This window comes from Mycobacterium sp. FW102-FHT13B02 (genome assembly GCF_058790275.1).
The window spans coordinates 1-25220 of the sequence record NZ_JBYTCM010000010.1; the positions used below are offsets into that span (position 1 = coordinate 1).

The 25220-nt window shown below is 67.0% G+C and carries 25 protein-coding genes; 21 read left to right on the forward strand and 4 right to left on the reverse strand.

What is annotated here, in order from left to right; genetic code table 11:
- Window positions 1–101: 101 nt before the first annotated feature.
- The gene (locus AC3WTE_RS18045; protein ID WP_492439601.1) at window positions 102–1307 is read right to left on the reverse strand and encodes an esterase/lipase family protein; all 1206 of its coding nucleotides are present in this window, start codon (window positions 1305–1307) and stop codon (window positions 102–104) included.
- 149 nt (window positions 1308–1456) lie between these two features.
- Here AC3WTE_RS18045 and AC3WTE_RS18050 point away from each other — a divergent pair, with 149 nt between their 5' ends.
- The 5 genes from AC3WTE_RS18050 to AC3WTE_RS18070 all read left to right on the forward strand — a co-directional run bounded on the left by AC3WTE_RS18050 (window position 1457) and on the right by AC3WTE_RS18070 (window position 5541).
- Window positions 1457–3448, forward strand: a complete 1992-nt coding sequence (locus AC3WTE_RS18050) for a glycosyltransferase family 39 protein (RefSeq protein WP_492439602.1) — start codon at window positions 1457–1459, stop codon at window positions 3446–3448.
- Between the two features lie 95 nt (window positions 3449–3543).
- Window positions 3544–4299, forward strand: coding sequence for a YebC/PmpR family DNA-binding transcriptional regulator (locus AC3WTE_RS18055; protein WP_459369856.1), 756 nt, complete (start codon window positions 3544–3546; stop codon window positions 4297–4299).
- Window positions 4300–4324: 25 nt separating this feature from the next.
- Window positions 4325–4744, forward strand: coding sequence for a MarR family winged helix-turn-helix transcriptional regulator (locus AC3WTE_RS18060; protein WP_492439604.1), 420 nt, complete (start codon window positions 4325–4327; stop codon window positions 4742–4744).
- A gap of 21 nt (window positions 4745–4765) precedes the next feature.
- Window positions 4766–5212, forward strand: coding sequence for a hypothetical protein (locus AC3WTE_RS18065; protein WP_492439606.1), 447 nt, complete (start codon window positions 4766–4768; stop codon window positions 5210–5212).
- Window positions 5209–5541: a rhodanese-like domain-containing protein gene (locus tag AC3WTE_RS18070; protein ID WP_492439608.1), complete on the forward strand. Its 333-nt coding sequence runs from the start codon at window positions 5209–5211 to the stop codon at window positions 5539–5541. Before AC3WTE_RS18065 ends, AC3WTE_RS18070 begins: the two co-directional genes overlap by 4 nt.
- 6 nt (window positions 5542–5547) lie before the next feature.
- Here AC3WTE_RS18070 and AC3WTE_RS18075 read toward each other — a convergent pair whose 3' ends face one another.
- Window positions 5548–6198 carry an NAD(P)H-binding protein gene (locus tag AC3WTE_RS18075; RefSeq protein ID WP_492439610.1) on the reverse strand — a complete coding sequence of 217 codons (651 nt, stop codon included), beginning with the start codon at window positions 6196–6198 and terminating at the stop codon, window positions 5548–5550.
- A gap of 113 nt (window positions 6199–6311) precedes the next feature.
- On the opposite strand from AC3WTE_RS18075, the gene ruvC reads away from it, so the two are divergent.
- The 14 genes from ruvC to AC3WTE_RS18145 all read left to right on the forward strand — a co-directional run bounded on the left by ruvC (window position 6312) and on the right by AC3WTE_RS18145 (window position 22578).
- On the forward strand, window positions 6312–6869 hold the full coding sequence (gene ruvC / locus AC3WTE_RS18080) for a crossover junction endodeoxyribonuclease RuvC (protein ID WP_029105302.1): 558 nt from the start codon (window positions 6312–6314) through the stop codon (window positions 6867–6869).
- Complete coding sequence (gene ruvA, locus AC3WTE_RS18085) at window positions 6866–7453, forward strand: Holliday junction branch migration protein RuvA (RefSeq protein ID WP_492439612.1); 588 nt, start codon at window positions 6866–6868, stop codon at window positions 7451–7453. The genes ruvC and ruvA overlap by 4 nt, the downstream gene beginning before the upstream one ends.
- Entirely contained in the window at window positions 7450–8517 is a 1068-nt protein-coding gene (ruvB, locus tag AC3WTE_RS18090; RefSeq protein ID WP_492439614.1) for a Holliday junction branch migration DNA helicase RuvB, read from the forward strand. Before ruvA ends, ruvB begins: the two co-directional genes overlap by 4 nt.
- Window positions 8518–8522: 5 nt before the next feature.
- The gene (locus AC3WTE_RS18095; RefSeq protein WP_459369863.1) at window positions 8523–8909 is read left to right on the forward strand and encodes a DUF1304 domain-containing protein; all 387 of its coding nucleotides are present in this window, start codon (window positions 8523–8525) and stop codon (window positions 8907–8909) included.
- Between the two features lie 32 nt (window positions 8910–8941).
- Window positions 8942–9736 carry a lytic transglycosylase domain-containing protein gene (locus AC3WTE_RS18100; protein ID WP_492439892.1) on the forward strand — a complete coding sequence of 265 codons (795 nt, stop codon included), beginning with the start codon at window positions 8942–8944 and terminating at the stop codon, window positions 9734–9736.
- A 137-nt stretch (window positions 9737–9873) separates the two neighbouring features.
- A complete protein-coding gene (gene yajC / locus AC3WTE_RS18105) occupies window positions 9874–10206 on the forward strand; it encodes a preprotein translocase subunit YajC (RefSeq protein ID WP_492439618.1) in 333 nt (110 codons plus the stop codon).
- A 65-nt stretch (window positions 10207–10271) separates the two neighbouring features.
- Entirely contained in the window at window positions 10272–12209 is a 1938-nt protein-coding gene (secD, locus tag AC3WTE_RS18110; RefSeq protein ID WP_492439619.1) for a protein translocase subunit SecD, read from the forward strand.
- A gap of 7 nt (window positions 12210–12216) precedes the next feature.
- Entirely contained in the window at window positions 12217–13476 is a 1260-nt protein-coding gene (gene secF, locus AC3WTE_RS18115) for a protein translocase subunit SecF (protein ID WP_492439621.1), read from the forward strand.
- A gap of 5 nt (window positions 13477–13481) precedes the next feature.
- Window positions 13482–15128, forward strand: a complete 1647-nt coding sequence (locus tag AC3WTE_RS18120) for an ABC transporter substrate-binding protein (protein ID WP_492439623.1) — start codon at window positions 13482–13484, stop codon at window positions 15126–15128.
- The gene (locus AC3WTE_RS18125; RefSeq protein ID WP_459369868.1) at window positions 15125–15649 is read left to right on the forward strand and encodes an adenine phosphoribosyltransferase; all 525 of its coding nucleotides are present in this window, start codon (window positions 15125–15127) and stop codon (window positions 15647–15649) included. Before AC3WTE_RS18120 ends, AC3WTE_RS18125 begins: the two co-directional genes overlap by 4 nt.
- 41 nt (window positions 15650–15690) lie before the next feature.
- Window positions 15691–18030, forward strand: a complete 2340-nt coding sequence (locus AC3WTE_RS18130; protein WP_492439624.1) for a RelA/SpoT family protein — start codon at window positions 15691–15693, stop codon at window positions 18028–18030.
- Between the two features lie 130 nt (window positions 18031–18160).
- Entirely contained in the window at window positions 18161–18919 is a 759-nt protein-coding gene (locus tag AC3WTE_RS18135; protein WP_492439626.1) for a hypothetical protein, read from the forward strand.
- A 206-nt stretch (window positions 18920–19125) separates the two neighbouring features.
- Window positions 19126–20091: an ESX-1 system-associated protein gene (locus tag AC3WTE_RS18140; RefSeq protein WP_492439628.1), complete on the forward strand. Its 966-nt coding sequence runs from the start codon at window positions 19126–19128 to the stop codon at window positions 20089–20091.
- A 1104-nt stretch (window positions 20092–21195) separates the two neighbouring features.
- Window positions 21196–22578, forward strand: coding sequence for an EspK C-terminal domain-containing protein (locus AC3WTE_RS18145; protein ID WP_492439630.1), 1383 nt, complete (start codon window positions 21196–21198; stop codon window positions 22576–22578).
- A gap of 6 nt (window positions 22579–22584) precedes the next feature.
- Here the strand turns inward: AC3WTE_RS18145 and AC3WTE_RS18150 are convergent, their stop codons facing one another.
- The gene (locus AC3WTE_RS18150) at window positions 22585–23412 is read right to left on the reverse strand and encodes a thioesterase family protein (RefSeq protein WP_492439632.1); all 828 of its coding nucleotides are present in this window, start codon (window positions 23410–23412) and stop codon (window positions 22585–22587) included.
- 53 nt (window positions 23413–23465) lie between these two features.
- Window positions 23466–23936, reverse strand: coding sequence for a winged helix-turn-helix transcriptional regulator (locus AC3WTE_RS18155; protein ID WP_492439634.1), 471 nt, complete (start codon window positions 23934–23936; stop codon window positions 23466–23468).
- A gap of 93 nt (window positions 23937–24029) precedes the next feature.
- Here AC3WTE_RS18155 and AC3WTE_RS18160 point away from each other — a divergent pair, with 93 nt between their 5' ends.
- Window positions 24030–24731, forward strand: coding sequence for an SDR family oxidoreductase (locus tag AC3WTE_RS18160; RefSeq protein ID WP_492439636.1), 702 nt, complete (start codon window positions 24030–24032; stop codon window positions 24729–24731).
- A gap of 29 nt (window positions 24732–24760) precedes the next feature.
- A complete protein-coding gene (locus AC3WTE_RS18165; RefSeq protein ID WP_492439638.1) occupies window positions 24761–25186 on the forward strand; it encodes a tautomerase family protein in 426 nt (141 codons plus the stop codon).
- Window positions 25187–25220 lie beyond the last annotated feature (34 nt).

Sequence of the window (25220 nt, forward strand, 5' to 3'; positions counted from 1 at the left end):
CTAACCGAAGATGACACGCCGCGACCCCACTCAAAACCCGAGTGCATCAACCACGCAACACAAAACGCAACAGCCACTGACCGCGGATCGTCGTGCACAAATCACGCCAACCAGACGCGCAGGCGCTCGTAGATCCGCTCGTCGTTCAGCAGCGTGAAGTGATGCGCCTCCGGCAGGTGCAGGTGATTGTCGCGGTCGAACCCCATGTCCCGCTTCCTGCTTCGGCCGCGCGCGCTGCGCACCTGAACCAGTCCGTCGCCGAGCACCCAGCCGATCGGGTTGGCCGGCGTCCGGGCCAGGGTCGCGGTCACGCAGTAGTACGACACCCCGTCGAGCAGCGGTATCTCGATCGGTGCTGCGGCGCGCAGGGCATCCGGCTCCCGGTCACGCCAGTCGCGTTCGTCGAGCGAGCCGAACCGCAGGTCGCGTATTCCGGTGCTGCGGCGCCGCAGCAGGCTGCCGAACGGCCGGGTTTCCGGCAGCGCGCTGAGTGCGGCCGACCCGTAGTGCACGACCTTCTCCAGCGGTGCGCCGGTGTGCGGTGTGCCCAGCGTGACGACCGTGCGCACCTGGTCCACCCATGCCCGGTCGGGCACCGCGCAGGCCGAGCGGATCACCAGGCCGCCCATCGAATGGCCGACCAGCGAGATCGAGGTCACCGGCACCGGCCACGCCGCCACCAATTTATCCAGCAGGTCGGCAAGCAGCAGGCCGTTGTCGGAGATGTGCAGACCGGTGTTGTAGCGGATCTCCACGCCGGTGATGCCGATGTCGGCTCCGAGGCGCTGGCTGTAGGTCGGCCGCTTGCCGAGCGCCCAGAATGCCTCGGTCTCGATCAAGCCGTGGAGAAAGACGACGACGTCGCCCGAGAGAGCAGGGTAGGCGGCCCGCAGGCTGTCGGTGTCGAGTGCGACGGGCCGGCCGTCGACGCGCACCGACATCGTGGTCGCCAGCACAGAGCCCTGCTCGTGGAGCTTGTCGCCGATCAGACCTTGCAGTGCCGCGAGCGCCCGGGCACTGCCGGGCCGGTCGGACAGCTTGCCTGTGACTTGTCCGTGTACCGCCTTGCCGGCGAGGGGCGCCGCCGTCGTCATCGTGTGACTGATGGTGGAGTAGACGCCGTCGGTGATGGCGTCGTAGACGACCTTCACGGGCTTGGCCGCCGGACCGACACCGAAACCCACCAGCCGGAACACGCGCTCGGAGATGGCGCGCTGGACCTGGTGGATGCCGTCGACGGCGCCGCCCAGCTCATTCAGGCCGAGAGCGGCAAGGGTGCCGGCTTCGCTGGCGAGGGGGTCGTCCATGAAATGAGTGTACGAATGTTCACTGGATATGCCGGGGGTAAATCTGCTGATTGTGAGCAGATTCATGAACTGCGTACCGGTCGGCAAGTCATAGCGGTGGCTCGCCGGCTTCACAGCTAGGCCATAGCTGGAGCTGCCTTAATGGTCGGGTGACTACGACATCCGCTGCCGTCCTCGACGCCCCGGCGGCCGAGCCGGAGACCGCGGCGCCACGGCGCTGGAGTCTCGCGACCAAGACCGGGGAGCGCGCCGCGCTGGCTCTGCTGCTGGTCGTCACCGCGGCCGGCTACCTGTGGAACATCACCGTCAACGGCATGGGCAACCAGTTCTATGCGGCCGCCGTATGGGCCGGCTCGCAAAACTGGGAGGCGCTGCTGTTCGGGTCCATCGACCCGCACAACGTCATCACGGTGGACAAGCCGCCGCTATCGCAGTGGGTCATGGCGCTGTCCGGCCAGATCTTCGGCTTCAGCAGCGCCAGCATGTTGATCCCCGAGGCGCTGATGGCGGTCGGCTCGGTGTGGCTGCTCTATGCCTCGGTGCGACGGATCAGTGGTCCGGCAGCCGGTCTGCTCGCCGGGGCGGTGCTCGCACTGACTCCGGTGTCCGCCATGATGTTCCGCTTTAACAACCCCGATGCGGCCATGGTGCTGCTGATGACGCTGGCGGCCTACTTCACCGTCCGGGCGGTCCACGGCAGTGTCGACGACGCGGCTCGCCGCGGTGTCGACGACGCGGCTCGCCGCGGTGGCGCCAAATGGATGGCGCTGGCCGGTGTCGCCCTCGGGTTCGCGTTCCTGGCCAAGATGCTCGAAGGCTTGATGGTGATGCCGGCCCTCGGGCTGACGTACCTGATCGCCGCGCCCGTAGCGCTGCGCAGCCGGCTGTGGCACCTGCTGGGCGCGCTGGGTGCGCTGCTGGCCTCCGCCGGCTGGTTCGTGGTGCTGACGATCCTGTGGCCGGCGTCGTCGCGCCCGTACATGGCGGGTTCGACCGACAACAGCTTCATGAATCTGGTATTGGGCTACAACGGGTTTGGTCGCGTGCTCGGCAAGAACCACATGGGCAGGATCGACCCCGACAAGCCGTCGATGGTGCACACCCTCACCGGTGAGCACGCGGGTCACGCCGCCGGCGAGGCGATCAAGACGGCAGGGCATCACGGGTTTGGCATGGGCGATCAGACTCAGGGCCTGCCGCGACTGTTCACCGGCGAGTTCGGCTTCGAGATCGGCTGGCTGGTGCCGGCCGCGCTCCTGGCCACGGTGCTCGTCTTGATCTCCCGTGGACGCGCACCCCGCACCGATCTGGTCCGTGCCGGCGCACTCCTGTTCGGCGGCTGGCTGGTGAGCGTCGGCCTGGTGCTGAGCTTCATGAAGACCAACGTGCACCCGTACTACTGCCTCGCGCTGGTTCCGGCGATGGCCGCGATGTTCGCGATCTTCGTCGTCGAGTTCTGGCGCCGCCGGGATTCCAAGCTGCACCGGATCGGTTTGGCGACAGTGCTTTTGGCCAGTGGGGTGTGGGGTTTTGTGATCCTGGACCGCAATGCCGAATGGCTGCCCGCATTGCGCTGGGTGCTCCTGGCCGCCGCGGTTGCCGGGGCCGCCGCACTGATCTGGTCGGGCGGCGACAACCGCAAGCGCATGGCGACGCTGGCGCTGGCACTGGCGATGTTCGGCGCCGTCGGGGGATCAGTGGCCTACTCGCTCGCGACCTTCGGCCAGCCGCATCTCGGCGGCGGACCGTCCGTCGGCCCGGCGGACAAGGACGACAAGGGGCACGGCGGCTGGGGTCAGCGGGACGCCAACCCCCAATTGAACGCGCTGCTCAAGGCGACCACCACGAAGTGGTCCGCCGCGATCGACCGGTCGTCGCCGGCCGCCGGCCTGGAGCTGGACACCCGCACGCCCGTCATCGCGATCGGTGGATTCGGCGGCAGTGACCCGGTCCCGACGCTGCAGCAGTTCCAGTCATATGTGGCGGGCCACGAGGTGGCGTACTACATCGTCTCCGACAACAAGGGGCACTGGGGCGCTGATGCGCACAGCGACATCGCGGACTGGGTGAGTGCCAACTTCGCGCCCATGAAAGTCGGGTCCGACACCGTCTACAACCTGGCCGTACCGGCCAAGAAGTAACGTCTGTTTCTGCGATTGACCAGGCCTGTCGGGCCCGCTATCCCGCCCACGTAAACTGGTCAATCGAAGTTTCACCAGAAAGAGGGCGTACACGCATGAGCGGCCATTCCAAGTGGGCGACAACCAAGCACCAGAAGGCCGTCAAGGACGCGCGCCGAGGTAAAGAGTTCGCCAAGCTGATCAAGAACATCGAGGTGGCGGCACGCACCGGCGGTGGTGATCCGGGCGGCAACCCGACGCTGTACGACGCTATCCAGAAGGCCAAGAAGACCTCGGTCCCGAACGACAACATCGAGCGGGCCCGCAAGCGTGGCGCGGGCGAAGAGGCCGGCGGCGCCGACTGGCAGACCATCATGTACGAGGGCTACGGCCCCAACGGTGTCGCCGTGCTCATCGAGTGCCTGAGCGACAACCGCAACCGCGCCGCCGGCGAGGTCCGCGTCGCGATGACCCGCAACGGCGGCAACATGGCCGACCCCGGTTCGGTGTCTTACCTGTTCTCCCGCAAGGGCATCATCACCCTGGAGAAGAACGGTCAGACCGAGGACGACGTGCTGATGGCCGTCCTGGACGCCGGCGCCGAAGAGGTCAACGACCTCGGTGACGCGTTCGAGGTCATCTGCGAGCCGACCGACCTGGTCGCGGTGCGCACCGCGCTGCAGGACGCCGGTATCGACTACGACTCCGCCGAGTCCGGCTTCCAGCCGTCGGTGTCGGTGCAGGTCGACCTCGAGGGCGCCCGCAAGGTGTTCAAGTTGGTCGACGCGCTCGAGGACAGTGACGACGTGCAGAACGTCTACACCAACGTCGACATCCCGGACGACGTCGCCGCACAGCTCGACGAGGAATAACCGCTTCGGCGGTAGCGTGCCGAGCATGTCCCAGCCGCCTCCGTTCAGCCCGACTGTCGCACTGCTGACGGTCAGCCGGGTCTGGGATGCCGCATTCGCCGACGCGCTGAAGCCGCTGGGTCTGACGACGCGAAAGTACGGCCTGCTGGGGCACATTCGCGGAAGTGCCGGCATCTCGTTCAGTGAGCTCGCGCGACGGTCCCGGATCACTGTGCAGAGTGTGCACGCCGCCGTAGCGGGGTTCGTTGAGGCAGGTCTGGTCGATGACGGCACGGCCCATGCCGGTGCGGCATCCACCTTGCGCGTGACGGCCGAGGGCGACGCGCTGTTGAATCGCGCCGCTGACGTCGTGACCGCTCTCGACGCTGAGTTCACCGCGCAGCATCCCGAACTGACAGAGGCGCTTCGCACGTACATGAGGCGGATCACGTCCGACTCTGCATAACCTTCAGTTAGGCTGAAGGTTATGCAAGCGCTGCTGTTGTCCGTTCATGTCGTAGCGGGCATCCTCTTCGTCGGGCCGATTGCCGTGGCCACCAGCCTGTTTCCCCGATACGCGCCAGTCGTGGGCGCGTCCGCGGATGCCGAACGCAGTGCAGGCACCGCCCGGCTGCTGCATCGGATCACCCGCGTCTACGGCGTGCTGGCGCTCGTGGTTCCCATCGTCGGCCTCGCCCTCGCGGGAGTCCAAGGGCGCATGTCCGAAGTGTGGATCATCACGGCGGTCGCGCTCACGGCCGTCGCCGGCGTTCTGCTCGTGGTGCAGATCGCGCCACGTCAGGCGCAGGCGCTCGCCACGCCGGGCGGTGTCGCCGAACTGCGGGTCCTCGGCATGGTGACGGGCGTCTTCAACCTGCTCTGGGTCGTCGTCGTGGTGCTGATGGTCGTGCACCCGGGATCGAGGTACGTATGAGCATCCGCCATTATCTGCGGCGGCCACCGGCCGTCACGGCGGCCGAGGCGCTGCGGCTCGTCGAAGAGGGCGCACTCGTCGTCGACGTGCGCCGCGCTTTCGAATGGCATCGGGTGCACATTGCGAGTGCGGTGCACCTGCCGCTGGAAGCATTGCCCGAGGGCTGCCTCGAACTTCCCGACGATCGCTTGCTCATCACGTTCTGCACCGGGGGCATCCGGTCCGCCGGCGCGGCAAATCTGTTGGTGGAGAACGGTTTCGAAGCGGTGAACATGACAGGTGGGCTCATTCAGTGGCGGGCCGCCGGTGGCCCGCTTGTCGCGCGATGAACCCGCTCAGCCGAGCGCCGCGGTGATCGGGATGTTCCCGGAGATCAGTTCGAACGTCCGCCCGGCGGTTTCCGGCGCATCCAGTACGGCCAGGAGAACGGCCGCGACATCCGCGCGCGGAATGCTGCCGCGGCCCGTGTTTTCCGCGATGTGCACCAGGCCGATGCCGGGCTCGTCGGTGAGTCGTCCCGGTCGGACGATCGTCGTCGTCAATCCGGTGCGGGCCCGCACGTCGGCGTCGGCCTCGGCCTTGGCCCGGATGTACGCCAGGAACACGGGGTCGTAACCAGCATCCAGGCTGCGGTCGTCGGCCGAGATCGCCGAGACCATGACGTAGCGCGTCACCCCGGCGGCTTCAGCGGCATCGGCCAGCAGGATCGCCGCGTCCCGGTCCACTGTCTGTTTGCGTTCGGCCCCGCTGCCCGGGCCGGCCCCGGCCGCGAACACCACTGCGTCGGCACCCTCGAGTTGCGCGGCGACGTCGGCCACCGACGCCTGCTCGAGGTCGAGCACGATCGCCGTCGCGCCGGCCGACTCCACGTCGGGGGCATGGGCCGGATTGCGGATCAGCCCGGCTACCGTGTCGCCGCGACGGGCAAGCAGTTGTTCCAGCAGTAGGGCGATTTTCCCGTGTCCGCCCGCGATGACGACCCGCATGCGTCCACTGTGTCACGTGCCCGCCCACATCTGAGGCGTGTCCCTCGCCGGAACTGTCGCCACCGCCCGCTAAGCTATCGAACAGCTGTTCGGGACCGTAGTGAGGAGTGGGCGTGCGGGTGATGGGCGTCGACCCTGGTCTGACGCGCTGTGGCCTCTCGATGATCGAGGGTGGCACGGGGCGCAAGGTCACCGCGCTCGATGTCGACGTGGTGCGTACCCCGTCGGACGTCGAGCTGCAGCGGCGGTTGCTGACCATCAGCGACACCGTCGAGCACTGGATGGACACCCACCGGCCCGACGTCATCGCCATCGAGCGGGTGTTCGCCAACCAGAACGCCAACACCGCCATGGGCACGGCACAGGCCGGCGGCGTCATCGCCCTGGCGGCGGCGCGCCGGGGGATCGACGTCCATTTCCACACGCCCAGTGAGGTGAAGGCCGCCGTCACCGGAAACGGTCGGGCGGACAAGGCCCAGGTCACCACCATGGTCACCAAAATCCTTGGGTTGCAACAGAAACCGACTCCGGCTGACGCCGCCGACGCGTTGGCCCTGGCCATCTGTCACTGCTGGCGGGCGCCCATGATCGCCCGGATGGCCGCGGCGGAGGCCAAAGCGGCGGAGTTCAAGAAGCAGTACGCGGCAAAGGTGAAGGCGGCACGCGCATGATCGCATCGGTCCGTGGCGAGGTCATCGACGTCGCGCTCGATCACGCGGTGATCGAGGCCGCCGGCGTCGGCTACAAGATCATGGCCACCCCGGCGACGCTGTCCACGCTGCGCCGTGGCGCCGAGTCGCGACTGATCACCGCGATGATCGTGCGCGAGGACTCCCAGACGCTGTACGGCTTCGCCGACTCCGACGCCCGCGACCTGTTCAACACCCTTCTCGGGGTGTCCGGTGTCGGTCCCAAGATCGCGCTGGCGACCCTCGCGGTATACGACGCTCCGACGTTGCGACAGGCCTTGGCCGACGGCGACGTGACCGCCCTGACCCGGGTGCCGGGCATCGGCAAGCGGGGCGCCGAGCGCATTGTGCTGGAGCTGCGCGACAAGATCGGTGCGACGGCGGGAGCGGGCGGCGGTGCCGTCGGAGGGCATTCGATTCGTGGACCGGTTGTGGAAGCCCTCATCGGACTCGGTTTTCCGGCCAAGCAGGCCGAGGAGGCCACCGACAAGGTGCTCGCCAACGATCCGGACGCCAACACCGCCACGGCGCTGCGGTCCGCCCTGTCGATGTTGGGTAAGAAGTGAGCCGCTTCGAAGACGAGGGCGCCGGGCCTGACGAGCCACAGGACCGGGAAGTATCACCCGCGCTGACCGTCGGTGAGGGCGACGTCGACGCCAGCCTGCGGCCCAAGTCGCTGCGCGAGTTCATCGGCCAGCCCAGGGTGCGTGAACAGCTGCAACTGGTCCTCGAAGGCGCCAAGAACCGCGGCGGCACACCCGACCACATCCTGCTGTCGGGGCCGCCCGGCCTCGGCAAGACCTCGCTGGCCATGATCATCGCCGCCGAGTTGAGCTCGTCACTGCGCGTCACGTCGGGTCCTGCGCTGGAACGCGCCGGCGATCTGGCCGCCATGCTCAGCAACCTGGTCGAGGGCGACGTCCTGTTCATCGACGAGATCCACCGCATCGCCCGCCCCGCCGAGGAGATGCTGTACCTGGCCATGGAGGACTTCCGGGTCGACGTCGTCGTCGGCAAGGGACCCGGCGCGACGTCGATTCCTCTGGAGGTCGCGCCGTTCACCCTGGTCGGTGCGACGACCCGCTCGGGCGCGCTGACCGGCCCGCTGCGCGACCGGTTCGGTTTCACCGCTCACATGGACTTCTACGAGCCGCCCGAGTTGGAACGGGTGCTGGCTCGCTCGGCCGGCATCCTCGGTATCGAGCTGGGTACCGAGGCCGGCGCGGAAGTGGCCCGGCGGTCCCGCGGCACGCCACGCATCGCGAACCGGCTGCTGCGGCGCGTTCGCGACTACGCCGAGGTCCGCGCGGACGGCGTCATCACCCGGGACGTGGCCAAGGCCGCACTCGCGGTCTACGACGTCGACGAGCTCGGCCTGGATCGTCTGGACCGGGCGGTATTGACCGCGCTGACCAAGAGTTTCGGGGGCGGCCCGGTCGGCGTCTCGACGCTGGCGGTCGCGGTGGGGGAGGAGGCCACCACCGTCGAGGAAGTGTGCGAGCCGTTCCTGGTGCGCGCCGGCATGATCGCCCGGACCCCGCGGGGCCGCGTGGCCACCCCGCAGGCGTGGACGCATCTGGGCCTACAACCGCCGATAAACGGACTTGGGCAAGCCGGACTGTTTGAATAGTGCTCATGCTGACTGCAGGGTTGATCGTTGCCGGCCTGGCCGCGCTGTTGCACGTGTACATCTTCGTGATGGAGTCCCTCACCTGGACCTCACCGCGTACCCGGGCCACCTTCGGCCTCACCGAGCAACAGGCGGTGGACACCAAGGAGATGGCCTTCAATCAGGGTTTCTACAACCTGTTCCTGGCTGTCGTCACCGCCATCGGTATCGCAGCAATTGCCATGGGGCACTGCGGAATCGGTCTCGCGCTGATCTTCGCCGGGGTCGGTTCCATGCTGGCCGCGGCGCTGGTGTTGCTGCTGTCGTCCCCGGACAAGGCGCGCGCGGCGATCTCACAGGGCCTCTTCCCGGCGATCGCGGTCGTGCTGCTGGTGATCGTGACAGTGAGGTGATCCGTCGGTGGGCGGCCGCCGTCGTCGCCGTCGTGCTTGCGCTCACCGGCACCGCGCGGTCGAGCGCGGACCCAGGGCCTGACCCGGCGCAGATCGCCGACGGCCTGGTCGCCGACGAACAGGCGGTGCGCGACCCGGGGACGCCCGAACCGGCGTTGATCTCCGCGGCACACCGGCAGCAGGCGGCGTACCGCGACATCGCCCGGCACCCGGACTGGGATGCCGTCATCGCACCGCGCATCCCGCCCGCCCTGACCACGGCCTATGAGCGCAACGTCGACGCCGGCCGTCAACTGTTCGGGATGACACCGCCGCGCGACACCGTTCCACCGTGGACCATCCAGCCGCCGGCGCCCGCCGACGAACTTCTCGGCTACTACCGCGAGGCGCAGGCGGCGTCCGGGGTCGACTGGACGTATCTCGCGGCGATCAACCTCGTCGAGTCGCGGTTCGGCCGGATCAACGGCGACAGTACGGCCGGCGCGCAGGGCCCCATGCAGTTCCTGCCGTCGACGTTCGCTGCATACGGCAGCGGTGACATCCGCGCGCCGCGCGATGCCATCCTCGCGGCCGGTCGCTACCTGGCCGCCAACGGTTTCGCCGCCGACCGGGACGGCGCCCTGCACCACTACAACCATTCCGGCGCGTACGTGCGCGCGGTCGACGATTACGCGGCGGTGCTGACCGCCGATCCCGCGGCGTTCGCGGGCTACCACCAATGGCAGGTCTACTACCGGACCACGGTCGGGGATCTCGTCCTGCCGGTTGGATACTCGGCGCCCAGCCCGATCCCGGCAGCTGACTACCTGGCCTCGCAACCGCAGTAGTGCCCGTCGGCGCTCGCGCCGGTTGCGGCCGCTGACGCCCGTGATGGCACACTGGTCAGTACCGCGGGACGTCGATCGGCTGGTCCGGCTCGCTTGCGGAGTTCACAGACTCAACAGAACGAAAGATTTTCGCTGTCATGGATTTGGTTGTCTTCCTGCCGCTGCTGCTGGTCATGGGTGCGTTCATGTTCTTCGCGTCGCGGCGTCAGCGGAAGCAGATGCAGGCCACCATCGACCTGCACAACTCGCTGAAGGTTGGCGACCGCGTGCACACCACGTCGGGTCTGCAGGCCACCATCACCCGGATCGACGACGACAACGTCGACCTCGAGATCGCTCCCGGCGTCGTCACCACCTGGATGAAGCTGGCCGTGCGCGACCGCGTCGAGGCCACGGAGGATGAAGCCGTGACTGCTGACGACCTGACTGTGGCGCCCTCAGAAGAGGGCGCGCCGAAGACCGAAGGCTGACATTCCCGCACCAACACGTACCCTTTGCGGGGCTGACGTACCGATCTCAAGGAGACCCTAGAACCGTGGCATCGTCTTCGGCGCCGGTGCACCCATACCGCTATTTGTCGTTGTTCCTGGCGCTGCTCGTCGGTGCCTACCTCCTGGTGTTTCTCACCGGCGACAAACAGGCCAAGCCCAAGCTGGGCATCGACCTGCAGGGCGGTACCCGGGTCACTCTGACTGCACGTACCCCTGACGGCTCGACGCCGACCCGCGAGGCGCTGATCCAGGCCCAGGAGATCATCGGCGCTCGTGTGAACGGCCTCGGTGTTTCGGGTTCTGAGGTCGTCATCGACGGTTCGAACCTGATCATCACCGTGCCCGGCCAGGATGGCAGCGAGGCCCGCAACCTGGGCCAGACCGCGCGGCTGTACATCCGGCCCGTCGTGCACGTCATCCCGGCACAGGGCGCGCAGCCCGCGAAGCCCGCGGCACCCGCAGCTCCGGCTCCCGGCGGAATGCCCGGCGCACCCGGGGGGATGCCTGGAATGCCCGGCATGCCCGGCATGCCGCCGCTGATCGCCCCGGCCGAGCCGGAGGCCCCGATCACCCCGCCGACACCGGGCATGCCCGCGCATCCGGCTACCACCGCTCCGGCGCCCGCGCCGGCGCCGCAGCCGCGCCCGTTCCCGGAGGAGCCGACCCCGGCACCGTCCGAGACCTCGGCCACGCCGGCTCCGCCGGCCCCCGCCGCTCCGGGCGCACCTGAGCCCGGCGCTCCGGCTGCACCTGAACCCGCCGCCCCGGCTGCACCTGAGCCCGGCGCCCCCGCCGCTCCGGCCCCGGGCGCCCCCGGTGCCCCGGCTCCTGGTGCCCCCGCCCCGGGCGCGCCCGCGCCGCATGGCCCCAAGGCCGAACTGGCCCAGCGCATCGCCGACGAGAAGGCCCTGCGTCAGAGCACCCAGCCGCAGATCCAGCTGCTGGCGCTGCAGTTCCAGGCCACCCGCTGCGACCAGCAGGACGTGCTGGCCGGCAACGACGACCCGAACCTGCCGCTCGTGACCTGCTCCAAGGACCACAAAGAGGTCTACCTGCTGGACAAGTCGATCATCAGCGGTGACGAGATCAAGGACGCCTCCTCAGGTCTGAACCAACAGCAGGGCGAGTACGTCGTCGACGTCACGTTCAAAGAGAAGGCCGCCGACGTCTGGGCCACCTTCACCGCCGCCAACATCGGCACGCAGACGGCCTTCGTGCTCGACTCCCAGGTGGTCAGCGCGCCGGCCATCCAGGAGGCGATCCCGGGCGGACGTACGCAGATCACCGGCCACTTCAACGCCTCGACGGCCAAAGACCTGGCCAATGTGCTGAAGTACGGCTCGCTGCCGCTGTCGTTCGAGTCGTCCGAAGCCGAGACGGTCTCGGCCACGCTGGGCCTGACGTCGCTGCGCGCCGGCCTCTGGGCGGGTCTCATCGGCCTCGGCCTGGTGCTGCTCTATTCGCTGGCCTACTACCGCGTCCTCGGTCTGCTCACCGCGCTGTCGCTGGTCGCCTCGGGCGCCATGGTGTTCGCGATCCTGGTGCTGCTGGGTAGGTACATCAACTACACGCTGGACTTGGCCGGTATCGCGGGTCTGATCATCGGTATCGGTACCACCGCCGACTCGTTCGTCGTGTTCTTCGAACGCATAAAGGACGAGATCCGCGAGGGCCGCAGCTTCCGCTCCGCGGTGCCGCGCGGTTGGGCCCGCGCCCGCAAGACCATCGTGTCGGGCAACGCGGTCACCTTCCTGGCCGCGCTGGTGCTGTACATCCTGGCCGTCGGCCAGGTCAAGGGCTTCGCGTTCACGCTGGGCCTGACCACGATCCTCGACATCGTGGTGGTGTTCCTGGTGACGTGGCCGCTGGTCTTCCTGGCGTCCAAGTCGGCGCGGATGGCCAAGCCTGCGTACAACGGCCTCGGCGCCGTACAGCAGATTGCGCGCGAGCGGCGAGCGGCCAGCCTGACGGGACAGGGGTAACAGCGATATGTCGAAGCATTCAACTGACGACACCGACCTGGAGCTGACCGAATCGGCTGCAGCCGAAGAAGATTCGGCGACCGAGATCGAGGAAACCGCCGCTGCCGAGCAGGGCGGCAACCTGCCGCGCCACGGATTCTTCGTCCGGCTCTACACCGGTACCGGTGCTTTCGAGGTGATCGGCAAGCGTCGCATGTGGTACGCGATCAGCGGCGTGATCATGCTGATCATGATCGCCAGCATCGTCATCCGAGGCTTCAACTTCGGTATCGACTTCGAGGGCGGCACCAAGATCGCGATGCCGGTGGCGGGCGTCTCCACCACCGCCACCCCGCAGGCGGTCGAAGACGTCTTCAGCAAGACGCTCGGCCACGCGCCGGAGTCGGTGGTGCGCGTCGGTAACGGCGACTCGGCCACCCTGCAGATCCGCACGGAGACGCTGTCGACGGCGGACACCGACAAGGTGCGCAACGCGCTGTTCGACACGTTCCACCCCAAGGGTGAGGACGGCAAGGCCTCCAAGGACGTGATCAGCGATTCGGCGGTCTCGTCCACCTGGGGTGATCAGATCACCAAGAAAGCGCTGATCGCGCTGGTGGTGTTCATCGTCATCGTGTCGATCTACATCACCATTCGCTACGAGCGCTACATGGCGCTGGCGGCGCTGGCCTCGCTGGCCTTCGACCTGATCAGCACCGCCGGCGTGTACTCGCTGGTCGGCTTCGAGGTCACCCCGGCTACCGTCATCGGCCTGTTGACCATCCTGGGCTTCTCGCTCTACGACACGGTCATCGTGTTCGACAAGGTCGAGGAGAACACTCACGGCTTCGAGCACACCACGCGACGGACGTTCGCCGAGCAGGCGAACCTGGCGGTCAACCAGACCTTCATGCGGTCCATCAACACCAGCCTCATCTCGGCGCTGCCGATAATCTCGCTGATGGTGGTCGCGGTGTGGCTGCTGGGCGTGGGCACCCTGAAGGACCTGGCGCTCGTTCAGCTGGTTGGTGTCATCGTCGGCACCTACTCGTCGATCTTCTTCGCTACACCGCTGCTGGTGTCGATGCGTGAGCGCACCGACCTGGTGAGGAACCACACCCGCCGCGTGCTGAACCGTCGCAAGTCGTCGACCGAGCGCGGCAGCGCCGGCGGCGACGAAGTGACTGTTGGCGCAGTGTCGGTGGACGCACCGGAGAAGCCGGCGCCGGGGGCCAAGCCGTTGCGGCCCACCGGTAAGCCGTCGGGTAAGCGAAACAGCCGGGGCTAGCCCTCATGCCCGCCCGGTTCCGCCGAACCGCATTGGCCGGTGCGGTGATGTTGGTGGCCGGTTTCGGCCTGTCCGGTTGTGGCAGTTCGACCGACGCCGTCGACTACATCGTCGACGGCGCACTGCCCACCTACAACACCGCGTCGGTCATCGGCGCGGCTTCGGGTGCGCCGCAGGCGTTTTCACGCGTCCAGACAGGTTTCAACTTCCGGGGGCCCGACGGGCAGCTGGTCGCCGACCGCGACTTCGGCACCGTCTCGGTGGTCGGACGTGCTCCGCTGACGCTCGACTACAAGATCAACGACAGTGCCGTGTACTCGGACGGCAAACCCGTCACATGTGACGACATGGTGCTGGCGTGGGCCGCGCAGTCGGGGCAGTTCCCGGCGTTCGACGCGGCCAGCCGCGCCGGGTACGTCGACGTGGCCGCCGTCGACTGCACGCCGGGTCAAAAGCGCGCTCGCGTCACTTTTGTTCGGGACCGCGACATCACGGACTACGGGCAATTGTTCGCCGCGACGTCGCTGCTGCCGGCGCACGTCCTGGACGACTCGCTCGGTCTGGGCGACGGCGGGGTGACGAAGGCGCTGCAGACCGGCGACGGACCGGCCATAGACAAGATCGCCGCGGCCTGGAACACTACCTGGGAGCTGAAACCCGACGCGGACCTGAGGCGGTTCCCGTCGGCCGGTCCTTACAAGCTGGCGTCGGTGGCGAAAGACGGCTCGATCACGTTGGCGGCCAACGACAAATGGTGGGGCGCCAAGCCGGTGATCGGCAAGATCACGGTGTCGCCGCGCGGTGCCGATATCGCGAGCCGGATCAAGTCGGGCAAGGTCGAGGTCGTCGACATCGCCACCGGAGTGGTCGGCAAGGACGATGTGCCGACCAGTTACGTGCGCAGCGAGAGCGCGTCTGATGACATTCAGCAGTTGATCTTCGCGGCCCAAGGGGCGCTGGCTGATCCCGGTATGCGGCGTGCCGTCGCGCTGTGTACGCCGCGGAACGCCATCGCCGCCGCGGTCGGCGTTTACGTCAGCAACGCCCGGCTGAACACGGCTTCGGACGATTCCCTGTCCGTGGCCGAAAATGTCGATGCGAGCGGACAATTCGCCGCCGCTGACGTCGACGGGGCACGGACTGCGGCGGGCGGCCAGCCGCTGACCGTGCGCCTGGGTTATCGCGGCCCGGATGCCCGGCTGGCCTCGGTGGTCGCCGCGATCACGAAGTCGTGTGCCGCTGCGGGTATCACCGTGCAAGAGGTGGCCTCGCCGACGGTGGGTGTACAAAGCCTGCGCGCCAACGACATCGACGTGCTCCTGTCCGGCGGTGGGGGAGCAGCGGGCAGCGGGTCCACTGGCTCATCCGTGGCGGATTCCTACGACCTGCACGGTGGCAACGGCAACAATCTCTCCGGCTACGCCAACGACCGCGTGGACGGCGTCATCGCGGCCCTAGCGGTGACCACCGACCCCAAGGAGCAGGCGCGCCTGCTCGGTGAGGGTGCGACCGTGCTCTGGGGTGATGTGCCGACCCTGCCGCTGTACCGCCAGCAGCGGACGCTGCTGGTATCGAAAGACATGACATTGGTGCGCGCCAATCCCACGCGGTGGGGTGCCGGCTGGAACATGGACCGTTGGGGAAGCAAGTGAACGATCTGAATGCCCTTTTCGCCGAACTCGTCCGTGAGGTGCCGGATTTCCCCGAGCCCGGCATCCAGTTCAAGGACCTGACGCCGCTACTGGCCGACGGCCGCGGACTGGCGGCTGTGACGGCCGCGCTCGCCGAGATCGCCGACGGTGTGGACCTGGTCGCCGGCATTGATGCCCGCGGCTTTCTGTTGGGCGCCGCGGTCGCGACGCGGCTGAGCACCGGTGTCCTCGCCGTCCGCAAGGGCGGCAAGTTGCCACCGCCGGTGCACAGTCAGACCTATGCACTGGAGTACGGCACCGCAACGCTGGAGATTCCCGCTGACGGGATCGATCTGACCGGCCGGCGCGTTGTCGTCATAGACGACGTGCTGGCTACCGGTGGCACGGTTGCTGCAACGGTGCGGCTGCTGCAAGCGGCAGGTGCGACGGTGACGGCAGCTGCGGTCGTGCTGGAGCTGAACGGCTTGGGTGGACGCGCTGTGCTGGAACCGCTGCCGGTCACCAGCCTGTACGTGGTCTGAGGGGCTATCCTCGACAAACCAGGTGAAGGAGGTGCGCGGCGTTGGCTGACGACAAGGTGACGCAGGTCCAGTCGGCGCCGCCAGAGCCGACGCCGGGGTCGCTGGAAACCACCAAGAGCACTGTCAGCGCGTCCCGCCGGGTCCGTGCCCGGCTTGCTCGCCGCATGACCGCGCAGCGCAGCCTGGTCAACCCGGTCCTCGAGCCGTTGGTCGCCGTGCACCGGGAGTACTACCCGAAGGCAGACCTGGCCATCCTGCAGCGCGCCTACGAGATTGCCGAGGAGCGGCACGCCCCGCAGCTGCGCAAGTCCGGCGACCCGTACATCACCCACCCGCTGGCCGTGGCCAACATCCTGGCCGAACTCGGGATGGACACCACGACGCTCGTCGCCGCGCTGCTGCACGACACCGTCGAGGACACCGGGTACACGCTGGATGCGCTCACCGCCGAGTTCGGCACCGAGGTCGGCCATCTGGTCGACGGCGTCACCAAACTGGACAAGGTTGTGCTCGGCTCGGCCGCCGAGGCCGAGACCATCCGCAAGATGATCATCGCCATGGCGCGCGACCCCCGAGTGCTGGTGATCAAGGTCGCTGACCGGCTGCACAACATGCGCACCATGCGGTTCCTGCCGCCGGAGAAGCAGGCCCGCAAGGCCCGCGAGACGCTGGAAGTCATTGCGCCGCTTGCGCATCGGCTCGGTATGGCCACCGTCAAATGGGAGCTCGAGGACCTGTCGTTCGCGATCCTGCACCCCAAGCGGTACGAGGAGATCGTGCGGCTCGTCGCCGACCGGGCGCCGTCACGCGACACCTATCTGGCCAAGGTGCGCGCCGAGATCGCGAGCTCACTGCTCGCCATGAAGATCAACGCGACGGTCGAGGGCCGGCCCAAGCACTACTGGTCCATCTACCAGAAGATGATCGTCAAGGGCCGCGACTTCGACGACATCCACGACCTGGTGGGCGTGCGCATCCTGTGCGACGAGATCCGGGACTGCTACGCCGCCGTCGGTGTCGTGCACTCGCTGTGGCAGCCGATGGCCGGTCGTTTCAAGGACTACATCGCGCAGCCGCGCTTTGGTGTCTACCAGTCGCTGCACACCACGGTCGTCGGCCCCGAGGGCAAGCCGCTGGAGGTGCAGATCCGCACCATCGACATGCACCGCACCGCGGAGTACGGCATCGCGGCGCACTGGCGTTACAAGGAAGCCAAGGGCCGCAACGGTTTACCGGCGGGCGGTCATGCCACCGAGATCGACGACATGGCGTGGATGCGCCAACTGCTCGACTGGCAGCGGGAAGCCGCGGACCCCGGCGAGTTCCTGGAGTCGCTGCGATACGACCTCGCCGTCCAGGAGATTTTCGTGTTCACGCCGAAGGGCGACGTGATCACGCTGCCGGCCGGTTCGACGCCTGTCGACTTCGCCTACGCGGTGCACACCGAGGTCGGCCACCGCTGCATCGGCGCCCGGGTCAACGGGCGACTGGTGGCACTCGAGCGCAAGCTCGAAAACGGTGAAGTGGTCGAGGTTTTCACCTCCAAGGCGCAGAACGCCGGCCCCTCCCGCGACTGGCAGACGTTCGTGGTGTCGCCGCGCGCGAAGGCCAAGATCCGGCAGTGGTTCGCCAAGGAGCGGCGCGAAGAGGCGCTGGAGACTGGCAAGGACGCCATCGCCCGTGAGGTGCGCCGCGGCGGAATGCCATTGCAGCGGTTGATGAACGCCGAGCTCATGGCCGCGCTGGCTCGCGAGCTGCGCTATACCGACGTCTCGGCTCTGTATACCGCGGTCGGTGAGGGCCATGTCTCGGCTCGGCACGTCGTGCAGCGCCTGGTCGCCACGCTCGGTGGTGACGACGAAGCCGCCGACGAGATCGCCGAACGGTCGACGCCGGCCACCATGCCGGTGCGGCGCCGCACCAATGACGATGTGGGCGTGGCCGTTCCGGGCGCGCCCGGGGTGCTGTGCAAGCTGGCCAAGTGCTGCACGCCGGTGCCCGGCGACAACATCATGGGCTTCGTCACCCGCGGCGGTGGCGTGAGCGTGCACCGGACCGACTGCACCAACGCCGCATCGCTGCAGCAACAGGCCGAGCGCATCATCGACGTGAAGTGGGCGCCGTCGCCGTCGTCGGTGTTCCTGGTGGCCATCCAGGTCGAGGCGCTCGACCGGCACCGGTTGCTGTCCGACGTCACCCGCGTGCTCGCCGACGAGAAGGTGAACATCCTTTCGGCGTCGGTCACCACGTCCAACGATCGAGTTGCGATCAGCCGCTTCACTTTTGAAATGGGTGATCCGAAGCATCTCGGTCACGTGCTGAACGTGGTGCGCAATGTCGAGGGCGTGTACGACGTCTACCGCGTGACGTCGGCCGCCTGACGCTGGTTTCTGCTGCTGCTCGTGATTTGAGCAAACTCGTGTACGGCGCTGCGCAAGATTGGTGCAGGACTGGGGTTGGCGGTACGGGTAATCTCAGATGCGGGACTGTCCAGATGTGGGGGTGGACGCGTTGAGCGGTGAATTGAAGGTCGACCTGGAGACCATGTCGTGGTCTGCAGCTTCGGTGCCGCCGGCAGAGGGGGTGAACATCCCCGCTAAGGCCGATCCAGTCAGTCTGATGCTTTCCTCATACCTGCCGGGCTTGGTTGACGGTGCGAACGATAAGGTCGTGGCGGCGACCGCCAACGATCAGGCATTTGCAGGGAAAGTGTCGTCGGCTCGGAGCGCCTATCAGAGCGGGGACGAAGCAGGCGGGCAGACGATCCAGAAGGCCGGTGAGAACGTCAATCCCGCACCCGGAGCTGGCCAGGCCGGCGGCGGCGCTGACGGTGGAATGGGCCAGTTCGGTCAGATGATGGGCATGGCTATGCAGGCCTTTCAGGCGCCCGCCCAGGTGATGCAGGCGCTGGGGTCGGTTCCGCAGACCGCGATGCAGGCGGCCCAGCAGATCGGACAGCAGGTCCAACAGCTGGCGGGTCAGGCCGGCAAGGACGGCGGCAAGCCGGGCGACGCTGGCGCTGGGGCTGCCGGCGGAGGAGCTGCTGGTGGAGCCGGTGGCCCGCAGGCCAAGCCCGAGGACCGCAAGCCGGACGAGGAAAAGGCTCGCGAGGACAAGCGGGACGAGAAGCCGGACGAAAAGAAGGACCGCGAGGCCGACACGAAGCATGCCGCTGCCGGTCCGGCCAGTGGCCCGACCGCGCCAGTGCCACCGTCTTCTCCCGCACCACGGTCTGGCCGCCATGCCGCCAATCCTGCGGTTGATGTGTAATTTTCGGTCTTGACTGTTTTGCGTTGTGAGTTTGTGAGGGAGGGCGATCTGTGACGCAACCGCCGACGTGGGGTGCGCCCCCGCCGCAGCCGCCGGGTGGCTGGCAGAATCAGCCGGGTCCGGGCGGGCAGTGGGGTCAGCAGCAGCCGTGGCCGGCTCCGGTTCCGCCGAAGAAGGGGGGCGCCGCGAAGTGGGCCATCGGGGCGGTGTCGTTGGTTGCGGTGATCGCCGTGACGGCCGTGGTTGCGGTGTCTTGTACCAAGGGCAGCGGTGGCAATAACGGCAACGGTGGCGGTACTACTTCGGCCGCGCCGTCGGATGTTGCAAGCGCCAACGACAAGGGGCCGGTCGGGATCATCACCGAGGACCCGTCGTGTGCGCCGTGGGGACCGATCAATAACACTTTGTACGATGTCGAAAACAAGGGATGGTTACAACGCGATCCAGCCATTCCGGCTTCGTCGTGGACACCGGAAATTCGAGCGCAATACGACGCGGTAGGAAAGGCCATGCGTAAGGCCGCCGATCAGGCGGTGCCACTGGCCAAAATGACCACGCATCGGGTGATGCGTGAGCTGTATGGACAATTTACAGCGTACTTGCGCGCCTATGCCGATAGCATCCCCACCTACACAGCTCGCGACGACAATTTGGCGCGCGCCGGATCGACTGCGGAGAACACCATCATGGCTGTTTGTGCCGCCATCTCATCCGGTTCGGCCGTGGCTCGCGCGGCTTTGGTCCCGTCGCCAGCGCCACCAGGTGCAATCGCGCCCATTGGGGATTTGTCCAATCCGCAGCGCATGTTTAACAGCCCCGACGCTGTCTGTTCAGATATCTCTTCAACTCTTGATCAACTGCTACTGAGTCCGGCGTTCAAGAACTGGGTAAACACCGACGCCCAAATCGCTGTGAGCAATTGGTCTGCCGAGCAGCAGGCGCTCACGGATGCGGTCGTACCGGTAATGAGCTCGACCGCGGATTCATTAGAGAAGTTGGCGCATACGAGCTCGAATCCCATAGTGCAGGATTTTATTCAACTCGGAGTGCAGTATCGGCGCACGTATGTCCAGTCTCTTCAGACTTATCAACCCAGTGATCAAGATATCTATGCAGCAGGTCAGCGGGCGCCCGGCGTGCTGCTAGGCGCTTGCAAGTACGCAGCAGGCTGAGATTCGGCGGTCGCACGGGAATTGCTCCAATTCTTCGAACAACGAACCGAAGCAACGTTTGTCGAGGCCAGGAGATTTTCGTGATCCTGGACTACCGTGGTGAAAGGGTGGTGGCCCATGGCGATTGAGCGTTTTCACCCAGGTGATTACGGCCCGAAGACTGTCGAAGGTCGAGCATTTCCGGACGTTGACGAGAACGCGCTCAACGATATCGCCGTCCGCTTGATGTCTTTGGGGGATCGCCTCGACGGTGAGGTGATTCCGCATCATGCTCATCAGCGGATGCAACTAACGGACTGGGAAGGCGAGGCCGGTCGGCTAGCGGAGGCCGCGGCCCAAGGTGTTCTCGGTTCGTATGGGGACGCGTGCGAAGCTGTGTATGCAGCCGCCAGGAAGGTATTTCGCGCCGAATCTGCAGTGGTTCAAACCAAGAACGCGGTGAATCAGACCGCGGAGACCACTGAGCAGGTCTGTCAGGTATTCGCGAAGGCAGCCCTTAATATGCTCGCCGCCGGTTGTGCGGCAGCGCAGTCGGGGGACGCGGCAGCGGCCAATACATTCTTCAACGCGGGCGTGACGTTCATGAAGTCAATACAGACTTTGACGGCCGCTGGTCTTGCCGAAAATACTGCGGCGGTTGCGGCGTGCGCTATCGTGCTAGCACACGAGCTGGGTGTTCCACCGGGTACACCCGGAGCGGAGGGCGAGATGCCGCCACCGCCACCTCCACCGCCTGCTCAGAATCCCGTAGCGCCCGGAGCCGGACCGGCGGCAGGGTCTCCTGTTGGCCTTCCAAATGCAGGTAGCGGCCACGGCGAAGGGTCTGGAGATAGCGCCGGGGCTGGTGGGCCTACGTCGACAAGCACTGTGAAAAATCCACCCGCGACGGGTCATGGGGACGCTTCGGGCGATAGCGGTGGGGCAGGTGGGCTCCAGCCAACCAAGACGGTCCCGAACCCACCTGCGGCGGCACAGGGCGATCGTACTGGTGATGCCGGCGGGGCCGTTCCAGGCAAAGTCCAGCCCCGAGTGGCACCATCAAGTGTTCCCGATGCGGTACCTCCCGCAGGGAATGAGCGTCCCGCTGGCGGCATCAACGCGGCGATGGGGCCATCAGGTTCGCGTCCGACTTCGTCAGCGACAACGTCGGCCAGTGCGCCGTCAACGTCGTCGGCTGCCACCTCGGCGTCGGGCGGCCCGTCAAGCTCCGCGACCGGCCAGCAAGGCACCGGCCAAGGCACCGGCCAGCCAACTGGCCAGCAGGCGCCGGATACCTCGAAGAACCCGTTCGGCCAGCTGCCGAACGCTCAGCCGCTGGCTGCGGCCGCGAATGTTGCTTCACTCGCAACTCCCGACCAGGCCCCGCCAACCGGCGCAGCGTCGGGTACCCCGGCCGCGGCTAGTGGCGCAGCGACCGGTACCAGCGGTGCGGGTGCCGCACCGGTAGCGCAGGCATCGGCCAGTACGGCGGCGCCGACATCGGGTACACCGGCCGGTGCTGCTCCGGCAGCCCCGTTGGGTCCGGCGCCGACGCCGCCCCCGGCCGCGCCGGTCGCACAACCGGGTGCAGGTGCAGGTGGCGCCGGTACAGGCCCGGGCGTCGCGCCGATGTCGACCAACCAGCAGCAGAACGCCGCTGCGGCGGCCCCGATCCCCGTGACGCCGGCGCGGGCCGAGCGTGATGCGATGGCGGCCGCGGCGCGGGCCGGTCTGGTGCGCAAGTCGGCGGGCGACGCGGATGTGCAGTTCGCCGAGCGAATTGCGGCGGCGTTGCACGCTCCGCCCTCGATCCCGGCGATGGCGTGGAATTTCGTGTGGGCGGTCGGTGTGACATCCGATGGCGAGATCATCGCCGCGAATTCCTATGGGGTGTCGTTCATTCCGGACGGCATGTGCCTACCGTCGCAGCTCATCTTCGTCAGCGCCGACGAGAGGATTCCAGCCGGCCAGCGCGGCCGGTGGGTCCGCGAGCCGTTCGTGGCGCTTCAGGCGTGGTGTGCGTTCCACGAGAAGACGCTCAAGGTCGTCATCGGCACCGAGCAAGAAGTGCAACGGTTCGCCGGCAGTATGCAGACGAGAGTCATTGCGCCTGAGGATATTCCGACCGACGGACTGATGAAAGGCCGCACGCGTCTGGAGGTCATCGCGCCCGAGGCGGCGGCGAAGCTGGCCGAATGGCCGGACGCGCAGCTGCACGAAGCGTTGCCGCCGCAGCCTGTACAGCTGATCCCGCCGGATCCGGCCGCGATCGGTAAAGCCTGGATGGAGTCGATCAGGCCGCTGATGCAGACGACCGGCGAGACCTACCGGGCGACGCACCTGGAGAAGCTGGCTGCCTACGGCCGGCTGCAGGAGGCCGCGGCGCTGTACCGGGCGTACACCGCGCCCTACGTGGCCGACCTGCGAGCAGCGATCACCGATTGGGTGTGGTGGCAGCAGTTCTCGACCATCCAGGGCGACGCCCAGCTCGTGGAGCTGGGCGCCTAAACCCGACTAAACACCCTTGGGCAGCATCGCCAGCTGGCGGCTCTGCACCACCACCTGACCGGTCGAGTCGAGGATCACGTGGTCCTCCTCGAACCAGGTCCCGCCGACCACGGTCGAGCTGGCCTGCACCCGCAGCCAGCCCGGCGACGGCCGCCGTCGCACGTAGGTGGTGAGCTGCACGGTCGGCGTCCAGCCGAAGTGCCCCTGATTCATCGTGACCGGGGGAGTAATGTCGCCGGCCATCAATGCGAACAGCAGGGCGGTGTCCGGATTCGCCTCGTCATCGGCGAAGGGCCGCAACCACATTCGGTTCACGGGATCGCCCTCCTCGCCAGAGAGGAACGGTGTCGCACCATCGAGCAGGAACTCGCAACCCTGCGCCACGTGCACAATCTCGCCAACCGCGTGGCCACCGGTCACCGGCACGGCGTCCGCGGGCGGCTCCACCGGCAGGTACGACACCCCGAGTGATTCCTGGTAGCGCGGCGGCTTCGCGTCGAGTGGGCCGAGGGTCACGGCACAGCTGACCGCCGCCCGCCCGCTCTGCGACAGCTGCACGTCGACTAGGGCCACCTGGCGCCCGTGCTTGCGCACCGTCGTGGTCAGCTGTACCTCACCGGGATCGGGGGCGTTGAGGTAGTTGGCGCTCACCGCGACCGGCGCCAGATCGGACTCTGCACCGATGGCCTGCTGCGCGGCCGCGGCACACACCGCCATCATGCAGCCCCCGTGCACCTTCGGGCCGATGGTCCACACCGGATCGATCGTGGCGGTGAAGGCGCCCTCGCCCACCGCGGTGACGGTGGTGAGGTCGGTGAACGGGTGCGCAGTCATTTCTTCTCCAACGATGCCATGGTGGTTGCTGATTCCGGGACAGGCAAAGCTCGCTACCTGTTCAGCCGGATCTCGATGTCACCTGGGGAAACGGTGGCAGCATCTGGATCATCGGTGACGATCACGCCAACCCGATTGCCGGACTCGCGATCGACGAAGCAGAGCGGACCGCGACCGCCTTTCTGCAGGTGTTTGTCACCCCATTGGCTCATTGCGAGGTACACCGGCAGCAGGTCTTCACCGGCCTCGGTCAATCGGTACTCGTCACGGGCGCGCTTGCCGGGCTCTTGATACGGCACCCGGACCATGAGCTCCGCGGCCTCCAACTGCTTGAGTGCGCGCGACACAGCCGGTGCCGACGTGCCGATCCGGTCGACGAAATCTTCGAATCGTGTGGTGCCGAAAAGGCTCTCGCGAACGGCGAGGAAAACGGTCTTGGTGCTGAGCAGGTCCAGAAGCTTGGCCACCGAACAGGCATTGCCGATCGACCACTGGCGATCGCGCAGCTTTTCTTCGAACTCCATCACACCCTCTTTTGGATAACGCTTGCGTTACTCAGATATCCGTGCTTCCATCTTAGTAACGACATCGTTATTCAGCAAGGGAGAGTGGTCGAAATGGTGACAGTGGCAGGAAAAGTGGTCGTGGTGACCGGCGGTCGACGGGGTCTCGGGGCCGCTCTGGTCGACGAGCTGCTGGCCCGGGGAGCGCGCAAGGTGTACTCGACGGGCCGTTCGTCGTTTACCGATGAACGCGCGGAAGTGGTCCCGGTCGAGCTCGAAGTGCGTTCGGAGGCTTCGGTTTCCGCGTTTGCCGACATTGCGTCGGATGCCGAGATCGTCTTCAACAACGCCGGCATCCTGCTGCCGGACGCGCTGCTGACCAGCAGCTTCGACGACATCGAGACGACGTTCGACATCAACGTCTTCGGGCCGCTGCGGGTGGCCCGCGCTTTCGCGCCGATCTTGGCGTCCAATGGCGGCGGCGCACTGGTCAACATGCATTCGGTGCTGTCCTGGGTGGCCGGAAGTGCGGCGTATGGCGCCTCCAAGGCGGCAATCTGGTCGGTGACCAACTCGCTGCGCGGTGAGCTCGCCACACAAGGCACTCAGGTGCTGGGTGTGCACGCCGGGCTGATCGAGACCGAGATGGTCGCGAACATTCCCGGTCCCAAGACCACGGCGGCCGACATCGCCACGCGCATTGTCGACGGCCTGGAATCCGGCGCGGTCGAGGTCTTGGCTGACGAGGTGTCGGTGGGTGTTAAGTCGGCGTTGTCAGGTCCTGTGGAGAACCTGACCTTCGCGATGGCGGTGTGAGCCGGTCCGACGAGAGGAACTGAAACGCCATGCCACTGTGGACCATTCACCACACGCCGGATTTCTTCACTGCCGAGGACAAGCGTGAGCTGGCCTCGCGCATCACCGATCGCTATGAGAAGGCCGGGCTGCCGCGGTTCTACGTCGTGGTGATATTCAACGAAACGCGTTCGGAGAATCTGTATGTCGGCGGCGAACAGACCGAGGTCGGGCTGCGGGTCGTCATCGACCACATCGCCCGTCATGCCGCAGACAAGCAGAGCCGCAACGCGATCGCGCACTGGATCAAGTCGATCCTGAGCCCGTACGTGGAAGCCCACGACAACCCGCACTGGGAGTTCCACGTCGACGAGACCAGCGAGGACCTCTGGATGATCAACGGCTTGATCCCGCCGCCGATGGGCTCCCACGCTGAAAAGCGTTGGGTCGCAGACAACGCGGTCTCCGCGTACTGACCGCGACGATATCGACCGCGGCGATGCTGCCGCC

Coding starts and splice junctions, on each gene's coding strand:
- AC3WTE_RS18045 (WP_492439601.1), bottom strand. CDS start 1,307: ATGGACGACCCCCTCGCCAGCGAAGCCGGCACCCTTGCCGCTCTCGGC.
- AC3WTE_RS18160 (WP_492439636.1), top strand. CDS start 24,030: ATGGTGACAGTGGCAGGAAAAGTGGTCGTGGTGACCGGCGGTCGACGG.
- AC3WTE_RS18165 (WP_492439638.1), top strand. CDS start 24,761: ATGCCACTGTGGACCATTCACCACACGCCGGATTTCTTCACTGCCGAG.
- AC3WTE_RS18070 (WP_492439608.1), top strand. CDS start 5,209: ATGAGCATCCGCCATTATCTGCGGCGGCCACCGGCCGTCACGGCGGCC.
- ruvA (WP_492439612.1), top strand. CDS start 6,866: ATGATCGCATCGGTCCGTGGCGAGGTCATCGACGTCGCGCTCGATCAC.
- AC3WTE_RS18155 (WP_492439634.1), bottom strand. CDS start 23,936: ATGGAGTTCGAAGAAAAGCTGCGCGATCGCCAGTGGTCGATCGGCAAT.
- AC3WTE_RS18055 (WP_459369856.1), top strand. CDS start 3,544: ATGAGCGGCCATTCCAAGTGGGCGACAACCAAGCACCAGAAGGCCGTC.
- yajC (WP_492439618.1), top strand. CDS start 9,874: ATGGATTTGGTTGTCTTCCTGCCGCTGCTGCTGGTCATGGGTGCGTTC.
- AC3WTE_RS18095 (WP_459369863.1), top strand. CDS start 8,523: ATGCTGACTGCAGGGTTGATCGTTGCCGGCCTGGCCGCGCTGTTGCAC.
- AC3WTE_RS18120 (WP_492439623.1), top strand. CDS start 13,482: ATGCCCGCCCGGTTCCGCCGAACCGCATTGGCCGGTGCGGTGATGTTG.
- secF (WP_492439621.1), top strand. CDS start 12,217: ATGTCGAAGCATTCAACTGACGACACCGACCTGGAGCTGACCGAATCG.
- AC3WTE_RS18060 (WP_492439604.1), top strand. CDS start 4,325: ATGTCCCAGCCGCCTCCGTTCAGCCCGACTGTCGCACTGCTGACGGTC.
- AC3WTE_RS18065 (WP_492439606.1), top strand. CDS start 4,766: ATGCAAGCGCTGCTGTTGTCCGTTCATGTCGTAGCGGGCATCCTCTTC.
- AC3WTE_RS18075 (WP_492439610.1), bottom strand. CDS start 6,198: ATGCGGGTCGTCATCGCGGGCGGACACGGGAAAATCGCCCTACTGCTG.
- AC3WTE_RS18145 (WP_492439630.1), top strand. CDS start 21,196: ATGGGGCCATCAGGTTCGCGTCCGACTTCGTCAGCGACAACGTCGGCC.
- AC3WTE_RS18150 (WP_492439632.1), bottom strand. CDS start 23,412: ATGACTGCGCACCCGTTCACCGACCTCACCACCGTCACCGCGGTGGGC.